This is a genomic window from Sphingobium sp. EM0848, assembly GCF_013375555.1.
In the GTDB taxonomy this organism is placed as follows: domain Bacteria; phylum Pseudomonadota; class Alphaproteobacteria; order Sphingomonadales; family Sphingomonadaceae; genus Sphingobium.
Map to the genome: position 1 here is coordinate 2,097,719 of NZ_JABXWB010000001.1, position 18,862 is coordinate 2,116,580.

Consider the following 18,862-nt stretch of genomic DNA (forward strand, 5'->3'; position numbering starts at 1 on the left):
CCAGCGATTCGCGTCAAGCGGTAAGTTTGCCGCCCCGTCGATCTTCGCACATGCGAAAGGGCGGCGGCCTTCGCGGGCCGCCCCGCCTCCCCTCCTGTCAACGCGTCAGATACGGGCGGCCGTGCTCCAAGTCGCGCGCCAGCGGGCACGGACCAGCGAGATGCCGAGGAAAGCCACCACGGCCAGCCCCGCGAAGATCAGGAAACCGGGTGCAAAGCTGCCGGTGAACTGCTTGGCGATTCCCAGCGAGGACGCCAGGTAGAAGCCGCCAATGCCGCCCGCCATGCCGACCAGACCCGTCATGACGCCAATCTCTTCGCTGAAACGTTGCGGCACGAGCTGGAAGACCGACCCATTGCCGACGCCCAGCGCCAGCATCGCGGCCACGAAGAAGCCAAGGGCCGAGAACAGCGTCGGCGCATAGGCGACCCCGGCCAGAGCCAGCGCGGCCATGATGTAAACCATCATCAGGGCCTTGACGCCGCCGATCCTGTCAGCCAGCGCGCCGCCCATCGGACGGACCAGCGACCCGGCGAACACGCAGCCCGCCGTGCAGTAACCCGCGACCACCGGGGTCAGGCCGAACTGGTCGGTGAAATAGATCGGCAGGGAAGCAGCCAACCCCACGAAGCCGCCAAAGGTCACCGAATAAAAGCCCATCAGCCACCATGCATCGGCGCTTTTCAGCGGGTGGAAATAGTCCACCAGCTTTTTCGGCGCGGGCGCGTTGGGGGAATTTTTCGCCATCAGCATGTAAAGGACGAAAACAACGGTCAGCGGAATGCAGGCGAGGCCCAGCACGGCGTTCCAACCAAAAGCCTTGGCCAGCATCGGCGCGAACAGCGACGCCAGCACCGTGCCGGAATTACCCATGCCCGCAAGGCCCATCGCCTTGCCCTGATGCTCGGCCGGATACCAGCGGCTGGCGAGCGGCAGCGCGATCGCGAAGCTCGCCCCCGCAAAGCCCAGGATCACGCCCAGCGCCAATGTGCCGCCGAAGCTGTTGACGCCCATGAACCAGGCCGCGAACAGGCCAAGGATGACAATGACCTGACTGATCGCGCCCGCCTGCTTGCAGCCGATGCGATCGACCAGCAACCCGTTGACGACGCGCAGGATCGCCCCCGCCAGCGTCGGAACGGCGACCATCAGGCCCTTTTCCGCCGGGGTCAGCGCCAGCGCCTTGGAAATGGAGGGCGCCAGCGGCCCCAGCAGCACCCACACCATGAAGGCGAGGTCGAAATAGAGGAAAGCAGCGATCAGGGTCGGCGTATGCCCGGCCTTCCAGAAGCTTGTCTGGCCGCCTTCCCCCTCCGCGTTTTTGTCGCGGTCCCAATAAGCAGTTGCCATGATGCAAGTCCCTCAATCTTTGTGAAATGGACACGAAAAAAGCCGCTCTCCGGACCCCGTTCTTCACGAAATCCGGCCAGCGGCTTTGCTGCAAAATATGGAGGAGAGCGGGTCCCAACCCTGGGAAGGCTCATCCTGATAAAACGCGCTTCGTCGCGCGACTCTTACTTTATCTCGCGATTCGTTTCATGTTGCAAGGCACAAAATCAGGTGCCGCACCGCATCAGAAACTGGCAAGGAAATCCTCGATCCGTTCGGGATCGAACACCCGCCCGTCGAAGAAGCGATCCGGCCCCAGCGTCAGTTCGCCCCGCTTCGACCCCACCGCCAGCGGAGAGGCCACCGCCCCTTCCAGCTTCATGCTGGCACCGGGCAACGGCACATCACTATCCGCCAGAGCGCGGCGGAAAATGTCGGGACGGAACACCGCCGCCGCCTTGGCCGCATTGTCGGCGCTATGCTCCACCATCTTCCAGCGGACGAGCTGCGAATAGATCCACAGCGCCTGACTGCGCCATGGAAAGGGCGTCGCCTCACGCGAGAAAAGCAGGAAATCGGGCATGGACAGCGGAGCCATGTCGATTCGCGGCGCGATGCCGCCCGACAGGGCGCGCAGGATCAGTTCGGAGGGTTGATCGACATAATGGGGCTGCGACAGCAAATGGGCCAGCGTCTCATGATTGGCCGGTTCGTCGCACCATGCCGCCGCACGCACCAGCGCCCGCAGCAACCCGTCGACGACCTCAGGATTTTCCTCCAGCCAGGGCGTGCGGAACGCCAGTATCTTTTCCACCCCGCGCCGCCAGATGCGCTCCCCGATGGCGACCGCTTCGGCCAGCCCTGCATCGACCGCCGCGCTGCCCCACGGCTCGCCCGCGATGAAGCCGTCAATCTCGCCCGCGCGCATCGCCTCGGTCGTGAGCGAGGGCGGCAGCACGCGCAACACCACATCGCGATCCGGGTCCACGCCCGCACTCGCCAGCCAGTAGCGCAGCATCACCGAATGGCTGGAAAAGCGATGGACGACGCCGATCACCGGCTTGCGTTTCCAAAGCCCGATGGCCGCCGCGAAATCATGCGCCGTGCCCAGCGGATCATCCAGCCGCGCGGCGACATCGGGATCGAGCGCCTGTGCGAACGCGCTCGCCATCACCAGCATATTGCCGTTGACGTTGAGCTTATAAGGCGCGGACAGCGGCGCGGCCTGCTGGCTGAGTCCCAGCGTCACCGCGACGGCCAGCGGCGCCAGCATATGCGCCGCCTGCACCTGCCCGAACACAAGTCGGTCCCGCAAAGTCGCCCAGCTTGTCGTGCGGACGAGGTCGAGATGCAGCCCCTCCTCTTCCGCAAAGCCCTTTTCCCGCGCCACCGCCAGCACGGCGGCGTCGGTCAGCGGCAGGAAGGCGATGCGCAGGTCGGTCGTCATTACATCCCTCCCAACAGGTCGCTGGCGGTGATGAGGGCCTGGGCGACATCCACGATCTTCTTCCCCTGGTTCATCGCGCTCGACCGCAGCAGCGCATAGGCGTCGGGTTCCGACAGGCCGCGCTGGCTCATCAATATGGACTTGGCGCGGTCGATGATCTTGCGGTCGCTGAGCGCCGTGCGCGCCTCGTCCAGTTCGCTCTGAAGTTTGGCAAAGGCGTTGAAACGCCGCACCGCCAGTTCCAGCACCGGCTTCACCCGCTCCTTGCGCAGCCCGTCCACCACATAGGCGGACACGCCCGCATCGATGGCCGCGCCGATCATGCTGTCATCGGACTGGTCGACGAACATGGCGATGGGCCGGGCCAGCGCGCGGCTGACGGTCAGCATTTCCTCCAGCGTATCGCGGCTGGGGCTGCCCAGGTCCATCAACACGACATCAGGCGCCATACGCTCCAGCCGCGCGACGAAGCCGCCGCGCGGTGGCACGATATGAATATCGTCATAGCCCGCTTCGCGCAGTCCTTCTTCCAGAACCGTCGCGCGCAGGCCGCTGTCGTCGATGATGACGATTCGCATGCACCCGCCTTTTTGCCATTCAGTGACGGCGATGCTGCGCCGCGTCAATCGCGCCATCCAGCCCGCAGTTGCCAAGGGCCGTGCAGCGCTGTATCACGCCCCCTCATTTCCCGGAGGAACCCGTCATGGACAAGTATCTGATCGCAAAGCCCAATTGCTCTGCTTTCAGGAAAGTCCATGCCCGTGCCCTCGATCATCGTTTCTCATCTCAGCTGGTCCGCGCCTGACGGATCATCCGTCCTTTCGGACCTCGATTTTCGCTTCACCACCGAACGAATCGGCCTTGTCGGACGCAATGGCGTCGGCAAGTCGACCCTGCTCGCGCTGATCGCCGGAACAAAAACGCCCGGCAGCGGCAGGATTCAGGTCGACGGCAGCGTGGCGACCCTGCGGCAGACGGTGCAGGTCACGCCGGATGAAAGCATCGCCGACCTGTTCGGCGTGCGCGAGGGGCTGGCCCTGCTCGACAAGGCGGAAAGGGGCACAGCCAGCATGGCGGAACTGGAAGCGTGCGACTGGCTCCTGCCCAGCCGGATCGAGGAAAGCCTGGCGCAGGTTGGACTGACGGCAGACCTTCAAACACCCCTGATCGCGCTGTCCGGCGGCCAGCGCAGCCGCGCCGCGCTCGCTGGAGCGATCTTCGCCCGGCCCGACTTCCTTTTGCTGGATGAGCCGACCAACAATCTGGATGCGGAAGGGCGCGCCGCCCTGCTGACCCTGCTGGGCCAGTGGAAGGCGGGCGCGATCGTCGTCAGCCATGACCGCGCGTTGCTGGAGGAGATGGAGGCGATTGCCGAGCTGACGACCCTTGGGATCACCCGCTATGGCGGCAACTGGACGGCTTATCGCGAGCGCAAGGCCATCGAACTGGCGGCCGCCGGACAGGAGCTCGAACAGGCCGAGCGGCGCATGAAGGACATGGCCCGCCGAACCCAGATCGCGACCGAACGCAAGCAACGCCGCGACGCTGCTGGGGCGCGCAAGGGCGCAAAGGGCGACATGCCGCGCATCCTGATCGGCCTGCGCAAGAACCGGGCGGAAGGGTCCGGCGGCGACGCCGCGCGACTGGCCGAGAGGCTCCACCGCGAAGCCGAAGAAGCGGCGCAGGCGGCGCGCAGCCGCATCGAGGTCGTCGAGAGCCTGACCGTCGCGCTGCCCCCGACCGGCGTTCAGGCCGACCGGCCGATTGTCCGGCTGGACGATGTGACGGCGGGCTATGCGCCCGAAGCGCCGGTGCTGCGTGGTTTCAGTCTGCGCGTGACGGGGCCGGAACGGATCGCGATAACCGGCCCCAATGGCGCGGGCAAATCGACGCTGCTGAAGCTGATCGCGGGCCAGTTGCCGCCCCTTTCCGGTACGGTGCGGCTATCGGTCGACTGCGCCCTGCTCGATCAGCGCGTCAGCCTGCTCGACCCGCATCGCAGCATTGCCGACAATTTCGCCCGGCTGCATCCGGCGGTAACGGATAATGCGGTGCGCGCGGCGCTGGCCCGCTTTCGCTTTCGCGCCGATCTGGCGTTACAACGTGTGGGGACGCTGAGCGGCGGGCAACTGCTGCGCGCAGGTCTCGCCTGCGTGCTGGGTGGAGATACGCTGCCGCCGCTGCTGATGCTGGACGAGCCGACCAACCATCTCGACCTCGACTCCATAACCGCCATCGAGCGTGGGCTGGCCGCCTTCGACGGCGCGTTGATCGTCACCAGCCATGACAGGGCCTTTCTCGAAGCGATCGGCATCGGCCGGCGGGTCGGGCTTTAGGAGGCGCTCAATGCGCCGCAGACGTATCCACCTTGCCGGTCGGACGTGGCGCAAGCCACACCAGGGCCGCCGCCACGAACAGCACCACCGCCGCCATGTAGAAGACATGGTTCATCGACACCACCAACGACTGCGCATCCACCAGATTGGCCACGACCTGCCGCGCCTGATCCTGCGAGAAGCCCCGGCCCGTCAGAACGGAGATGGTTCCATCGGAATTCAGCGTACCGACCATTTCGTTGCGTGAGACGCGCTGCCCATCGCTCCAGCCGGTCAGCACGATCGAGGTGGAAATGGCGATGGCCAGCGTGCGCAGGAAATTCTGCATGCCCGCGGCAGAGGCCGTTTCTTCCGGTCGGACCGACCCCAGGGTCAGCGTCGTGAGCGGGATCATGAAGAAGGGCATGCCAAAGCCCTGGACAAATTGCGGCAGCGCAATCGTCCAGAAATCGGCATCGGTGGTCCACTGCGCCCGCCACAGCGTCATCAGGCCGATCCAGGCCACGGCGCACGAAATCATGATGCGCACATCAACCTTGGTCACCAGCCGCCCGGCAATGGGCGCCACGAACAGCGCCGTCATCGCCGTCATCGCCGTCGCGTATCCCGACCAGGCGGCGGTATAGCCCATCGACATCTGCAACCATTGCGGAATGATGACGATACTGGCGAAATAGGCGCCGAAGCACAGCGCCAGCGTGAACACGCCGGAGGTGAAGCCCACATGGCGGAATACGCGCAGATCGACGACGGGGTGCTCCTCGGTCAGTTCCCAGATCAGGAAGACGCAGAAACCGACCGCCGCCAACACCGCCAGCACGACGATCAGCGGATCGCCGAACCAGTCGCGGTCACGCCCAATATCCAGCATGACCTGCAGGCAACCGATCCAGAAGATCAGCAGCACCAGGCCAACATAGTCGATGGGCAGCTTCACCCGCTCCGTTTCCACCGGGCGCAGCAGCACCAGCGCGGAAAAGACGCACAGGACGGCAATCGGCAGGTTGATGAAGAAGATCCAGTGCCAGCTCCAATTGTCGCTGATATAACCGCCGACGATCGGCCCCAGCGCCGGACCCAGCAGCGTCGTCATCGCCCAAAGCCCCATGACGCGCCCGCGCTGTTCCGGCGGATAGATCCGCATCAACAGCGTTTGCGACATGGGCATCAGCGGCCCGCCGCACAGACCCTGGCCGATGCGGCAGACGACCAGCATGCCCAGGCTCATCGACAGGCCGCACAGCAGCGAGAACAGGCCGAAGCCGACCATGCCCAGGGTGAACAGCCGCACCGCGCCGAAACGCTGCGCCAGCCAGCCGGTCAGCGGCACGCAGATCGCCTCCGCCACGGCATAGCTGGTGATGATCCAGGTGCCCTGATCGGCGGAAATGCCCAGATTGCCGGCGATATGCGGCACCGACACATTGGCGATGGTCAGGTCGAGCACGACCATGAAATTGCTGAGCGCCAGCGTCAGCCCCGCCAACAGGCGATGACGGGGCGCCAGGAGCGAGAATGTCTCTGCCGGACGGCTCACGGAAAAGGCTTCCTTATTCGGCGGAAAGGTCGATCTCGGCGTCCATGGAGAGGCCCACGCGCAACGGATGCGCGGCCAGTTCCCTGGGGTCGAGTGCAATGCGAACCGGCAGGCGCTGCACCACCTTGATCCAGTTGCCGGTCGCGTTCTGCGCCGGGATCAGCGCCATGGAAGACCCCGTGCCGCCGGAGAAACCGACGACCTTGCCATGATAGACGACGCCGCTGCCATACAGGTCGGACGTGACGGTGGCGGGCATGCCGACCTTCACCCGGCCAAGCTGGCGTTCCTTGAAATTGGCGTCGACATAGACCTGGGCGAGCGGCACGATGCTCATGATCGGCGTGCCCTGCGCGACACGCTGGCCGACCTGCACCGACCGCCGCGTCACCACGCCGTCGATCGGCGCGCGGATGATCGAACGGTCAAGGTCCAGCCGGGCATTGTCGAGCTTCGCCTTCGCCGCCAGCACGGCGGGATCGGTGTCGATGGTCGATCCGCGCACCAGCGCGTCATTGGCGGCGAGTTGCCCGCTGGCCGCGCCACGCGTCGCCTCCGCCGTCGCCACTCCGGCGTGCGCCTGCTCCAGCGCCGCCTGCGCAGCGGCATAGCCCTTGCGCGCGCTGGTCAGCTCCTCGCCCGAAACCGCGCCGTTGGGCGCCAGCGCCTCGCGCCGCTTGAGGTCGATGCGGGCCTTGTCGAAATCGGCCTGCGCCGTCGCCAGCTGGGCGCGCGCCTGATTGATGTCGGCGCCACGGGCGTCGACCTGCGCAGCCAATGCGCCGCTGGTCGCGACGGTCTGGCGGAATCTGCGCTTCGCTTCGGCGAGATCGGCCTCCGCCTGCGCCACCGCGATACGGGCGTTGGTCGGATCGAGCTTCACCAATATGTCGCCGCGCTTGACCGATTGCGTGTCGGTCACGAGCACCTCGACGGCCTGGGCGGAAATCAGCGGCGTCACCTGCGCCACCTCCGCATTCACATAGGCATTGTCGGTGCTGACATGGTTGCGCCCGATGAGCAGATACCAGATCGCATAAGCCCCGCCGATGACCAACACGGCCAGCGTCAGCCGCACCATCCATTTCTTGCGGATTTCCTGACGCTGCGCGGCGGCATCGTCGGCATTTTCAGCCTTGCTCGCTTGCGCGGTGAATTCGGGCGTGGCGTCAGCCATGGGAGGTATCCTTGGAAGGGTCGCTGTCGGCAAAGCCGCCGCCCAGCGCGCGAATGAGGGCAATGTCGAGCGTGAAGGCGCTTGCCTCCAACTCGGAGACGGTCTGGCGGGTGGCCAGAAGCTGGTCCTCCACGTTCAACACGTCAAGATAGGTGTTGAGGCCGCCTTCATAACGCTGGCGCGCAATGCCATAGGCTTCCTCGGACGCGGCCATCGCAGCGCGGGCATCGGCCAGCCGCTGATCCAGCGTCCGGCGTCCGGTCACGGCGTCGGCCACCTGCTGATAGGCGCCGAGCACGGTCTTGTCATAGGATGCCACCGCCTCGTCATAGGTGGCGCGGGCGCCGCGATACTGGCCGCGAAGCGCCCCGCCATGGAAGATCGGCAGGCTGACAGCCGGCCCGGCATTGCCGAACAACGAATCCTTCTTGAACAGCGTATCCATAAAGGAACTGGGTCCGCCGACAAACTGGCTGCCCTGAAGCAAGGTCTGATACCCCAGCGATTGCACGCCGATCAACGCGCTCAGGCGGATCGCAGGGAAGAAATCGGCCCGCGCCACCTTGATCCGCTTGGCGGCCGCCTCCGTCCGGGCGAGCGCCGCGGCGATGTCCGGGCGGCGCGCGACCAGATTGGTGGTGACATCGCCGGGCAGGCCCAGTGGCCCCAGCTTGCTGAGCTGCGGCCGGGTAATGGCAAGGCCGCGATCCGGCCCGGCGCCGATCAGCGCGGCGATCTGATGCTGGCGCACCGCGATCGCCTGTTCGGCACCGGCGAGCTGCGCCTTGGCGGATGACACGGTGGCATCGGCCCGCCGCTCGCTGCCGCGCGTTTCCAGCCCGTTGGCGCGGCGATCGGCCACCAGCTTCTGGCTGGCGGTCCGGATTTCCAGCGCGCGGACCTGGATATCGCGCTCATCATAGAGTCTGGCGAGGTCGGCATAGGCATCGGCCACCCCGGTCGCCAGCGCCAACCGCGCCTGCCGGGCATCGATCTCCGCCGCCCGCGCTTCGGAGGTCACCGCCGCCAGCGCCGCGCGATTCTTGCCCCAGATATCCAGGTCGAACCCGAAATTCAGCGCCACCTGCCCCGTGCCAAGCCAGCCCTTGGGCACGAATTCCTTGGGCATCCCCATATTATAGCTCGACTTGGTCGCGCCGCCCTTGGCGTCCAGATCGACCGACGGGAGCAGGGGCGCCCCCGCCTGCTGCACGACGGCCCCGGCCTGCCGGAAGCGGGCGGCAGCGGCCGCGACGTCAGGCGACCCCTTCAGCCCTTCCTCGATCAGCGCATCGAGCTGCGGATCGCCATAGGCCTTCCACCAGCCTTCGGACGGCCATTGGGCAACAGCGTCCGCCTGCAGACTGCGCTCCGCCGCGACAGTGTCGGGCGCTCGCACCACCGGCTTGGGACCAAGATCGGGCACCGCCGCACAGGCGGGCAGCAACAACGGGAACAGGGCTACCGGCCCGGCGCGACGAAAAAAGGCAGAGCGGCTCAAGGGACGACTCACGGGCATATCAAACCGTACCAGATAGTATGAAATTGGCCTTTGCTCCCGTTGCGAATCCTTGTCAACCGAAATAGCGTACTATATGGTACGGTTTTATGACGAACTGCGATTCCACCCTCAGCCGCCGGGAGACGCGCCGCCGCGAGCGGCGCAAGGCGATATTGGAGGTGGCGGCCCGGTCCTTTCTGAACAATGGCTATGCGGCCACGACCATGTCGTCGATTGCGGCGGAGATGGGCGGGTCGAAGGGAACGCTGTGGAGCTATTTCCCGTCCAAGGAAGCGTTGTTCTCCGCCGTTCTGGACGATGCGACGACCACCTATCGCGAGCGTCTGGCGGCGATCCTCGATCACCAGGGCGATCTTGACCGGACGCTGTACCGGCTGGGGATCAACCTGCTGCAGAAGGTGACTTCACCCGATGCTATCGCGCTGAACCGGCTGGTCACGTCGGAAGCGGGGCGTTTCCCCGAAATGGGCGCGATATTCTACAATCTTGCGCCCCGACATACCCGCATGCTGATCGCGGCCTTTCTGGAACAGGCGATGGACCGTGGCCTTCTGCGCAAGGCGGACCCGGAACAGGCGGCGCGTACATTCATGACCCTGCTGCTTTCGGGTTGCCACCAGTTGATGCTGATGGGGCAGATATCCCAGCCCACGGAGGTGCAGATCGACGCCGATGTCAGCTTCGCCCTCGATTGCTTCCTGCGGGCCTATGCGCCGGATGATCGCCCTGCCTGACCGTTAACCATTTCTTTGCGCGCCCGACCTACCCTGCCCGCCGCAGGAGTTGATCATCATGCAATTTTGGAAGCGCGATGCGATTCGCCGGTCCCGGCCGGAGCCAAACCCCAACGACGCCCGGACGGCGCGCAGGCTGCGGCTGTTGCTGGTGGATGAGGACGCAACGTCCCGCGCGGTCGTCGCGCGCCGGCTGTCGCATCTGGGCTATGATGTCGCGGCCGCGGAAAACGGCTTTGTCGCGCTGACCCTGCTGGTGACGCGGCCGGTGGACATCGTGATGATCGACATGGGGCTGACGCTGCTGCCGGCCATTGCAACGATGCGGAAGATCCGCGCGGCGGCTCTGGCGGAAAACAGCTGTTTCGTGATGATCGGCGGCCGACAGGAAACCGTCTCCGCCGTCGAGGCGCTGGCGGCGGGGGCCGACGATCATGTGGTGAAACCCTATGATTTCGACCTGCTCGACGTGCGCCTGCGCCATCTCTGCGCACGAGCGGAGCAATTGGGCGCGCTGACCCGGCACAATGCCGAACTGGACGCGCGCATAGCGCGTCGTGCCCTGGAACTGGGCGAAACGCGCGACGCGCTGGCGGAAATGCAGGCGGACCGGATGCGGCTGGTGTCGTCCATCCAGGCGCTGCATGACGAGATTGAGCGGCTCAACGCCTCGCGCAACTGACGCGTTTCACTTCAGCCACTGCGTCGCGACGAACCAGCCGCCGATCGCCGCCGCCATCGCAACGCAGACCCCCACCACGCCCCAGAAAGCCCAGGGTGCATGGGCGAAGGGAATACCCTCCACATTCATGCCCAGCAGGCCGGTCAGGAAGGTCAGCGGCAGGAACACCAGCGCGACGATCGAAATGATCAGCGCCTGCCGGTTCATCTGTTCGGCGCGCAGGTCGGTCAGTTCTTCATGGGCCAGCGCAGACCGTTCGCGCACCGCTTCCAGTTCTTCGGCCATGCGCGCGCATCGGTCGGCGGCTTCCTGCAAATGCAGCCGGTCATCGGGTTCCAGCCAATGCGCCTCCGCCGCGGACAACCGTTCAAGGGCCTGTCGCTGCGGCGCAATGAAACGGCGATAGCCAATGGCGGTCGCGCGGATTTCCGACACGCGCCGCCGCGCTTCGGCCGGACCATGCTGGGTCAGCGCGCTCTCAATCTCGTCCAGCCCGTCGCCCAGTTCCGCGACGTCCGGGTCCAGCGCCTCCGTGATCTGCTGGGCGAACTCGGCGATCAGGTCGCCCGGATCGCGAATCCTGCCGTCGAGCATCTGCGCCGTGACCGACTCCATCGCGGCGAGCCGGCGGTAACTCACAGAAATAACGCGCGCCTGCTCCGCCCAGAGGCGGATCGACACCAGCGGATCACCGCTATCGTCATCCCCTGAACCCAGCCCGCGCAGATTGATCAGCGCACCATGCCCCATCAGCGTACAGCGCGGTCGGGTCTCCTGCGCCAACAGCGCGGACAGCGCAGCCTGGGGCATATGGTCGCATTGGGAAACGACGGCGCGGGCATCCTCCCGCCAACCATCGGCGTGAATCCAGCTAAACGGCGCATCGTCCGTCCGCGCGAGGAAATCCTCCAGCGAGATTTCGTGCGCCTTGGCTCCGTCGAAGACAAAGACCCGGCTTATGGCATCATCTCCAGCCAGAGCGACAGGCCCTCGCCCGGTTCAGCGGGCAGCGCGCTTGCCACGATACGGACGGCATCGGCCCGCGCCCGGTCGAGGATCGCGGTGGGCACATCGGGCGCGTGATAGACGCGATCCGCCTCGCCCAGCAGGCGGGCCGCCCGCAATGTCAGATCATCGGGGTCGGCGGACAGCAGCTTGATCGGTTCAAGCCGGCTACGCTTGCCCTCGACACCGCCGGCCAGCCAGTCCGGCACATCATCCGACGCGCTGTCCGACAACGGATCGATCACCCCGCCCACAGCAAGCCCGGCATCAATCGCGCGCCGCCGGGCCGCCGCATCGGGCCAGCGCGCCCGGATCGCCCCGCGCGCATCGTGAAGCGCCGTCGCCAATGCGCCCAGTCGCGCGGGCAGCATGGCCTCGATCCGCTGCCGAAGCGCTTTCGCCAGCCCCGCCGAAGCGCCCCCCGTGCCAATGGCGATCAGCACCGGCTCCCGGTCGACAATGGCGGGCAAAGTGAAGTCGCAAAGGTCCGGCCTGTCGGTCGCATTCACCAATATGCCGCGTGCCTTGAGCCGCGCAACGGCCGCCTCGTCGCCATCCGACACGATGGCCAGCGCCGCCGCCGCCGCCTCGTCGACGATCCGTGCGCCTGCCCGCTCCAACAGGCGACGCTTGGCATCCGCCGCCTCGCCTTCCCCCGTCAGGATGACGGCCCGCCCTTGCAATCGCAGGAAGACGGGCAGGCTCTGCATCAGCTGTTCACCCAGTCCGGGATGCTGTCACCCTTGATCAGCGCCTCAATCGGCGGGCGGGCGCGGACCACGGCCCATTTGTCGCCCGACACCAGCACTTCGGGGGTCAGCGCGCGGCTGTTATAGGTGCTCGCCATGGTCGCGCCATAGGCACCCGCAGTCATGAAGGCGACCAGATCGCCCGCGCCCACCACATCCATGTCGCGATGCATGGCGAAGGTATCGCCCGTCTCGCACACCGGCCCGACGACATTGGCGGCGGCGCGATCGCCCTTGGGATGGACGGCGCGGATATCGTGCCAGGCATCGTAGAGGCTGGGACGCAGCAGGTCGTTCATCGCCGCGTCGACGATCACGAACGGCGCCTGCGCGCCCTGCTTCACCCGCACCACCTGCGAGAGCAGCACGCCCGCATTGCCGACGATCAGGCGGCCCGGCTCGAACATCAGGCGGACGTTCCAGCCCTGCGTCACTTGGCAAACCATGGCGCCATAGTCGGCGGGGCTGGGCGGCAAGGGCTGCGAGGGGTCATAAGGCACGCCAAGCCCGCCGCCGAGATCGGCGGTGCGGATGTCATGGCCCTCGCCGCGCAGCTTCTCGATCAGCGCGCCGACCTTGATGAAGGCGGCCTCCAGCGGCTTGAGGTCCGTGAGCTGGCTGCCGATATGCACGGCGACGCCCTGCACATCCAGGCCGAGGAGATCGCGGGCGGCGGCATAGCTCGCCAGCGCGCGGTCATAGGGAATGCCGAACTTGTTTTCCGACTTGCCGGTCGAAATCTTGGCATGGGTGCCCGCGTCGACATCGGGGTTGATGCGATAGGCGACCGGGGCCTTCTTCCCCATCGACAGCGCGACTTCGGAGAGCATTTCCGCCTCAGGCTCGCTCTCCAGATTGAACTGGTAGATGCCCTGTTCCAGCGCGATGCGCATTTCGTCGGCGGTCTTGCCGACGCCGGAGAATACGATGCGGTTCGCCGGAATGCCCGCAGCGATGGCGCGCAGCAATTCGCCCGCCGACACCACGTCCGCACCCAGCCCCAGCTTCGCCAGCGTCGCCAGCACGGCGGCATTGGGATTGGCCTTCACCGCAAAGGCGATCAGCGGATCGTCAAGTTGCGAGAGTCCTTCACGAAACACGCCGACATGGCGAGTGAGCGTCGCGGTCGAATAGATGTAGACAGGCGTACCGACCCGCGCGGCGATCTCCGCCATCGGCACCTGCTCCACCAGCATGGCGCCGTCGACATAGTTGAAATGGTCCAAGGCTTTTGTCCTAGCGAAATCTTATTTGGGGTCCCTCTCGGGCGGCAGGTCGAACGCATCGTCGTTGCGCACCTTTGACTGGACGAGCAGTTCGACGTTCCGTTCGGGCCGCGCCTGGATCGAGGGCGTGGTGAGTTGCGCCGCTGTGGGCGACGTCGCCGCGCCCACCGGCACGGCGGGCAAGCGCTGGCCCTGCACCGGCTTCAACGGCTGACGGCCGCCGCAGGACGCCAGAGCCAGCGCAAGCGCCGCCAGTGCAAACCCTTTGGCGATCCGTGCCGTCATCATTTCTTCTCCCTGGCCTGCGCAATCCGCACCCGCACCTGATCGGGCGCGGTGCCGCCATGGCTCTTGCGGCTGGCGACCGAGGCATCGACCGTCAGCACAGCATAGATACGATCATCGATCCGCGCATCAATGCCCTTGAGCGTCTCTATGGGCAGATCGGCCAGTTGCACGCCCGCCGCTTCCGCCGCCGCCACCGCGCGCCCGGTGATGTGATGCGCCTCGCGGAACGGGACGTTGCCCTCCCGCACCAGCCAGTCGGCAAGGTCGGTGGCAGTGGCGAAGCCGCTCTCCGCCAGCCCCCGCATCCGGTCGGTGCGGAAGGTGACGGTCTCGATCATCCCGGTCATCGCCGCGATGGAGAGGCCCAGCAGATCATGCGCCTCGAACACCGGCGGCTTGTCGTCCTGCATGTCCTTCGAATAGGCGAGCGGCAGGCCCTTCATCGTGACGCAGAGCGCGTTCATGCAGCCCATGATCCGCCCGGCATGGCCGCGCACCAGTTCGGCGGCGTCCGGATTGCGCTTCTGCGGCATGATCGAGCTGCCGGTCGAATAGGCGTCGGGCAGCTTGACGAAGCCGAAGGGCTGGCTCGCCCAGATGATGAACTCTTCGGCGAGGCGCGAGAGGTGCAGGCTGCACTGGGTCGCGGCCATCAGATAATCGAGCGCGAAATCGCGGTCCGACACGCTGTCGAGGCTGTTGTCGGTCGGCTTGGCGAAACCGAGCGCCGCCGCCGTCGCATGCCGGTCGATCGGAAAGCCGGTCCCGGCCAGCGCCGCCGCCCCCAGCGGGCATTCGTTCAGCCGCTCGCGCGCATCGGCAAAGCGGCTGCGGTCGCGGCGCACCATCTCATAATAGGCCATGAGGTGATGGCCCAGCGTCACCGGCTGCGCGGACTGGAGATGGGTGAAACCCGGCATCACCGCGTCGGCATGTTCCTCGGCACGGGCGAGCAGCATGGCCTGCAAGCCGGCAAGCCCCGCCTCGACCTCATCAATGGCGTCGCGCACCCAGAGGCGGAAATCGGTCGCCACCTGGTCGTTGCGCGAGCGCGCCGTATGGAGACGCCCGGCCGCCGGACCGATCAGCTCGGCCAGCCGCGACTCCGTGACCATGTGGATGTCTTCAAGGTCCAGCTTCACCGGAACGCCGTTCGCTTCATATTCGGCGGCGATCTGGTCCAGCCCGGCGGAAATCGCGTCGGCATCGGCCTGCGCGACGATCCCTTGCTTCGCCAGCATCGCGACATGCGCCTTCGATCCGGCGATATCCTGTTTCCACAGACGCTTGTCGAACGGGATGGAGGCATTTATCTCCCGCATGACCGAAGCCGGACCGGCCGCGAAGCGGCCGCCCCACATGCTGTTGGAGCTGTCCCCGTTGCGAACTTCCCCATTCCGATCTTCGTTGCCCTGCGTAATGACACTGCTCCTGCTGGCTGGCCTTGCCGCGTGCGATAAGCAATCGCCGCCCGCCGGGCAAGGGCCGAACGCCAATGCGGCGGCGCCCGCCACCAGCGGCGAGGCGACCGGCCCCGCCCAAAGCGGCGCTCCGGGCAAAGGGGGCCAGTTCAGCTACACGCTCGACAAGTCGAAGGCCGGCACCCCCGCCCCCGACTTCACCTTCCAGAACCCTGACGGCAGCGACGTGAAGCTCAGCGACTTTGCTGGCAAGCCGATGCTGGTCAATCTCTGGGCGACATGGTGCGCGCCCTGCGTCGCGGAAATGCCGACCCTCGACGCTGTCGCGGCGGAATATGGGAAAAAGGGCCTCGCCGTCCTCACCATATCGCAGGACAGCCAGGGGGAAGCGGTCATCAAGCCCTTCTTTGAGAAACACCCCCTGCCCCACCTCAAAGGCTGGATCGACCCGGAAAATCAGTTCGGCTTCCATTACAACACCGGGATGCTGCCCACGACCGTTATCTATGACGCGCAGGGCAAGGAAATGGCGCGCGTGGTCGGTGCCATGGACTGGAACAGCAAGGAAGGCCGCGCGCTGATCGAAGCGGCAATGGCCAGCTGACAATAGGGAATGAGGTTTCCCTGAAACGAAGCTTCGACAAAAATCCGCCATGCGCACCGCTTGCAAAATGCGCATGGCCATATGCAGCTTTATCACTTGCCAAGCGCCAGCATGGCAGAGCAGGCTGGAGCAATTTTTCGCAGAAACAGCGCAGAAAATATTGCGTTTTTCTTCAAATTTTGTGCGATGCAGTAGAGGTTCATTCCTAAAAGTTCGTTGATCCCCTTGTCACAGACAATGGAAAAACAGGGGGCATTGATGACAGGATTATCCGCTCTTCGACTTTCACTTGCGCTCGCCTCTTCCTGGTCGGCATGCGCCATGGCGCAAGAGGCGCAGGTGCCGCAGTCCGACGACGGCAGCGCGATCATCGTCACGGGCACGCGGGCCACGGGCATGCAGGCCGCCGAAAGCGCCGCGCCAGTCCAGGTGCTGTCCGACGAGGCCCTCAGCCATGTCGGCCAGCCAAACCTCAACCAGGCGCTCACCCAGATCGTACCCAGCTTCACCGCCCAGACGCAGGGCACCGACATGTCGAACTTCTCGCTGTCGGCCCGTCTGCGCGGCCTCAGCCCCAACCACACGCTGGTCATGGTCAATGGCAAGCGCCGCCATGGCTCGGCCATTCTTCAGGTGATCGCGGGCCCGTTCGGCGGCTCCGCCGCGCCCAGCATCGACCTGATCCCGCCGGACGCCGTAGCGCGCATCGAAATCCTTCAGGAAGGCGCCGCCGCTCAGTACGGCACCGACGCCATTGCGGGTGTCATGAACATCATCCTGAAGGACAATAGCGAAGGCGGCAGCTTCAAGGTCACGGGCGGCCAATATTATGACAGCGAAGGCGAAATGCTGTCGGTCAGCGGCAATGTCGGCTTCAAACTGGGCGCGGACGGCTATTTCAACCTGACCGGCTTCCACCGGCGGCAGGACTATACCACCACCGGCACCGGACAGGTGCAGATCTCCGACATCAACGGCAATCCCTGGTACACGACGGCGGGCAACAAGACCGGCTACACCAGCCCGACCGGCAGCGGCTATTATAACCCCGCCTGGGCCGGGCTGGACCTGAGCGGCATCAACGGCGGCCAGGCCAAATCGACGCTGAACATCCTCTTCTACAATATGGGCTATGATTTCGGCGGCGTCGAACTCTACAGCTTCGGCGACATTTCCCATCGTCTGGGCTATGCCTATCAGGGCTATCGCGTACCGAGCCGCATCTGCGCCGTCGCCTCCAACCCGGCGACCTGCTTTGGCGACACTGGCACCTTCGGCATGGTGCCCCAGCAAAAGGTGGAGCAGAAGGAATATAGCTTCACCATCGGCGCCAAGGGTGAAGCGGCGGGCTGGAACTATGATTTCAGCACCACCTATGGATCGGACAAGAACAATATCTGGACGATCGATTCCGCCAACCGCTCGCTGTGGATCAACACGTACAACGCCTCGCTCACCAATCCGAACATCGTGCCGAACACGCCGTCCAGCTTCTATGACGGCTTCTTCAAGAACACCCAGCTCACGGTGCAGGCCGATATCCGCAAGGAATTCGACCTTGGCATGGCGGAACCGCTGACCTTCGCCTTTGGCGGCGAATATCGGCGCGAAACCTATGGCATCGGCCAGGGCGATTATTATTCGACCTATCTGGAAGGGGGCCAGTCCTTCCCCGGCTATCGCGAAAGCGACGTCGTTAACGCCCGGCGTCAGGTGAAGGCCGCCTATGTGGACTTCATCCTGAACCCCGTCGACGGCTGGAGCATCGATCTGGCAGGCCGTTACGAGGATTATAGCGACTTTGGCGACACCACCATCGGCAAGGTCACGACACGCTACGACTTCTCCGACGCCTTCGCGATCCGGGGCACGGCCAGCACGGGCTTCCGCGCGCCGACCATGGCGGAAAGCTTCTATTCCTCCACCAATGTCAGCCCGACCAGCGCCATTCTTCAGCTGCCGCCCGGCTCCGTCGCCGGCGCCCTGCTGGGCTTCCCCGCGCTGAAGCCGGAGAAGTCGACCAATTTCTCCGCCGGCATCGTGCTGCGGCCGGTCCCGAAACTGGCGGTGACGATCGACGGCTATTATATCAAGATCAAGGACCGCATCGCCCTTACCGCGCCGCTCTATGCGCTCATCAGCGGGACCTTGCAGCCCGGTGGTCAGGCGGTGCTGGACGCCATTGCGGCGCGCGGCGTGCCCATCGACAATGTGCCGACCGTCGGTGCGGCCAGCTTCACCAACGGCATCGATACGCGGACCTGGGGCATCGATTTCGCCGCCCGCTATCCGGTGATGCTGGACTTCGGCAAGCTCGACCTGTCGCTGACCGCCAACTATAATGAGACGAAGATCACGAAGAACAAGATTCCGACGCTCTTCAACGCCACATCGGAAAGCTATATCGAGGACGCATCACCCAAATATAAGGTGGTGGCCGGCCTGTTGTTCACCAGCGGCAGGTTCACCGCCAATCTGCGCGAAACCTTCTATGGCAAGAGCAGCGTCCTCGTCACCTCCGCCATCAGCGGCCTCGCCCCGCGCGACGGCGTGGTGAAGGCCACGGGCATCACCGACCTGGAACTGGGCTATGACTTTACCGACAGCGTGACCTTCTCGGTCGGTTCGAACAATCTGTTCAACAAGCGCCCGGAAAAGCCCCAGCTGCTGACCGGCGTGACCGTCGCCCCCGGCCAGTCGCCCTATGAAAACGGGTCGACCACCTGGAACAGCTATTATGGCCATGGCGCCTATGGCACGTCGGGCGGCTATTATTATGCCCGTCTGGACTTCAAATTCTGAACA

At 65.3% G+C, this 18,862-nt stretch carries 17 protein-coding genes; 5 read left to right on the top strand and 12 right to left on the bottom strand.

Features of this window, described 5'->3' with window-relative positions; all coding sequences use genetic code 11:
• Positions 1 to 105: 105 nt before the first annotated feature.
• From HUK73_RS10095 to HUK73_RS10105, 3 genes are all read right to left on the bottom strand, one after another.
• A complete protein-coding gene (locus tag HUK73_RS10095) occupies positions 106 to 1,350 on the bottom strand; it encodes a NarK/NasA family nitrate transporter (RefSeq protein WP_176591783.1) in 1,245 nt (414 codons plus the stop codon).
• Between the two features lie 223 nt (positions 1,351 to 1,573).
• Positions 1,574 to 2,776 (bottom strand): CmpA/NrtA family ABC transporter substrate-binding protein, encoded by a 1,203-nt coding sequence (locus HUK73_RS10100; RefSeq protein WP_176591784.1) that lies wholly within the window; start codon positions 2,774 to 2,776, stop codon positions 1,574 to 1,576.
• Positions 2,776 to 3,354, bottom strand: coding sequence for an ANTAR domain-containing response regulator (locus HUK73_RS10105; RefSeq protein WP_176591785.1), 579 nt, complete (start codon positions 3,352 to 3,354; stop codon positions 2,776 to 2,778). The genes HUK73_RS10100 and HUK73_RS10105 overlap by 1 nt, the downstream gene beginning before the upstream one ends.
• 177 nt (positions 3,355 to 3,531) lie before the next feature.
• Between HUK73_RS10105 and HUK73_RS10110 the strand changes: the two genes are divergently transcribed.
• Positions 3,532 to 5,112, top strand: a complete 1,581-nt coding sequence (locus tag HUK73_RS10110; protein ID WP_176591786.1) for an ABC-F family ATP-binding cassette domain-containing protein — start codon at positions 3,532 to 3,534, stop codon at positions 5,110 to 5,112.
• A 7-nt stretch (positions 5,113 to 5,119) separates the two neighbouring features.
• Here HUK73_RS10110 and HUK73_RS10115 read toward each other — a convergent pair whose 3' ends face one another.
• Genes HUK73_RS10115 through HUK73_RS10125 form a run of 3 tightly spaced genes read right to left on the bottom strand, consistent with a single transcriptional unit; the run spans position 5,120 to position 9,345 of the window.
• Positions 5,120 to 6,649 (bottom strand): DHA2 family efflux MFS transporter permease subunit, encoded by a 1,530-nt coding sequence (locus HUK73_RS10115; RefSeq protein ID WP_176591787.1) that lies wholly within the window; start codon positions 6,647 to 6,649, stop codon positions 5,120 to 5,122.
• Between the two features lie 13 nt (positions 6,650 to 6,662).
• Positions 6,663 to 7,826, bottom strand: coding sequence for an EmrA/EmrK family multidrug efflux transporter periplasmic adaptor subunit (locus HUK73_RS10120; RefSeq protein ID WP_176591788.1), 1,164 nt, complete (start codon positions 7,824 to 7,826; stop codon positions 6,663 to 6,665).
• Positions 7,819 to 9,345, bottom strand: coding sequence for an efflux transporter outer membrane subunit (locus HUK73_RS10125; protein ID WP_176591789.1), 1,527 nt, complete (start codon positions 9,343 to 9,345; stop codon positions 7,819 to 7,821). Before HUK73_RS10125 ends, HUK73_RS10120 begins: the two co-directional genes overlap by 8 nt.
• A gap of 89 nt (positions 9,346 to 9,434) precedes the next feature.
• Here HUK73_RS10125 and HUK73_RS10130 point away from each other — a divergent pair, with 89 nt between their 5' ends.
• Positions 9,435 to 10,082: a TetR/AcrR family transcriptional regulator gene (locus HUK73_RS10130; protein ID WP_176591790.1), complete on the top strand. Its 648-nt coding sequence runs from the start codon at positions 9,435 to 9,437 to the stop codon at positions 10,080 to 10,082.
• A gap of 58 nt (positions 10,083 to 10,140) precedes the next feature.
• Complete coding sequence (locus tag HUK73_RS10135) at positions 10,141 to 10,764, top strand: response regulator transcription factor (protein WP_176591791.1); 624 nt, start codon at positions 10,141 to 10,143, stop codon at positions 10,762 to 10,764.
• Between the two features lie 6 nt (positions 10,765 to 10,770).
• On the opposite strand, the gene HUK73_RS10140 is transcribed toward HUK73_RS10135, so the two are convergent.
• Genes HUK73_RS10140 through argH form a run of 5 tightly spaced genes read right to left on the bottom strand, consistent with a single transcriptional unit; the run spans position 10,771 to position 15,393 of the window.
• On the bottom strand, positions 10,771 to 11,724 hold the full coding sequence (locus HUK73_RS10140) for a zinc transporter ZntB (protein WP_176592911.1): 954 nt from the start codon (positions 11,722 to 11,724) through the stop codon (positions 10,771 to 10,773).
• The gene (locus tag HUK73_RS10145; protein WP_176591792.1) at positions 11,721 to 12,479 is read right to left on the bottom strand and encodes a bifunctional precorrin-2 dehydrogenase/sirohydrochlorin ferrochelatase; all 759 of its coding nucleotides are present in this window, start codon (positions 12,477 to 12,479) and stop codon (positions 11,721 to 11,723) included. The genes HUK73_RS10140 and HUK73_RS10145 overlap by 4 nt, the downstream gene beginning before the upstream one ends.
• The gene (gene lysA, locus HUK73_RS10150) at positions 12,479 to 13,744 is read right to left on the bottom strand and encodes a diaminopimelate decarboxylase (protein WP_176591793.1); all 1,266 of its coding nucleotides are present in this window, start codon (positions 13,742 to 13,744) and stop codon (positions 12,479 to 12,481) included. Before lysA ends, HUK73_RS10145 begins: the two co-directional genes overlap by 1 nt.
• Before the next feature lie 21 nt (positions 13,745 to 13,765).
• Complete coding sequence (locus HUK73_RS10155; RefSeq protein WP_176592912.1) at positions 13,766 to 14,029, bottom strand: hypothetical protein; 264 nt, start codon at positions 14,027 to 14,029, stop codon at positions 13,766 to 13,768.
• Positions 14,029 to 15,393, bottom strand: coding sequence for an argininosuccinate lyase (gene argH / locus HUK73_RS10160; protein WP_176591794.1), 1,365 nt, complete (start codon positions 15,391 to 15,393; stop codon positions 14,029 to 14,031). Before argH ends, HUK73_RS10155 begins: the two co-directional genes overlap by 1 nt.
• A gap of 58 nt (positions 15,394 to 15,451) precedes the next feature.
• Here argH and HUK73_RS10165 point away from each other — a divergent pair, with 58 nt between their 5' ends.
• A complete protein-coding gene (locus HUK73_RS10165; RefSeq protein ID WP_176591795.1) occupies positions 15,452 to 16,057 on the top strand; it encodes a TlpA disulfide reductase family protein in 606 nt (201 codons plus the stop codon).
• Between the two features lie 92 nt (positions 16,058 to 16,149).
• Here the strand turns inward: HUK73_RS10165 and HUK73_RS10170 are convergent, their stop codons facing one another.
• Complete coding sequence (locus tag HUK73_RS10170) at positions 16,150 to 16,428, bottom strand: hypothetical protein (protein WP_176590059.1); 279 nt, start codon at positions 16,426 to 16,428, stop codon at positions 16,150 to 16,152.
• On the opposite strand from HUK73_RS10170, the gene HUK73_RS10175 reads away from it, so the two are divergent.
• Positions 16,316 to 18,859 carry a TonB-dependent siderophore receptor gene (locus HUK73_RS10175; RefSeq protein WP_176591796.1) on the top strand — a complete coding sequence of 848 codons (2,544 nt, stop codon included), beginning with the start codon at positions 16,316 to 16,318 and terminating at the stop codon, positions 18,857 to 18,859. The genes HUK73_RS10170 and HUK73_RS10175 overlap by 113 nt on opposite strands.
• Positions 18,860 to 18,862 lie beyond the last annotated feature (3 nt).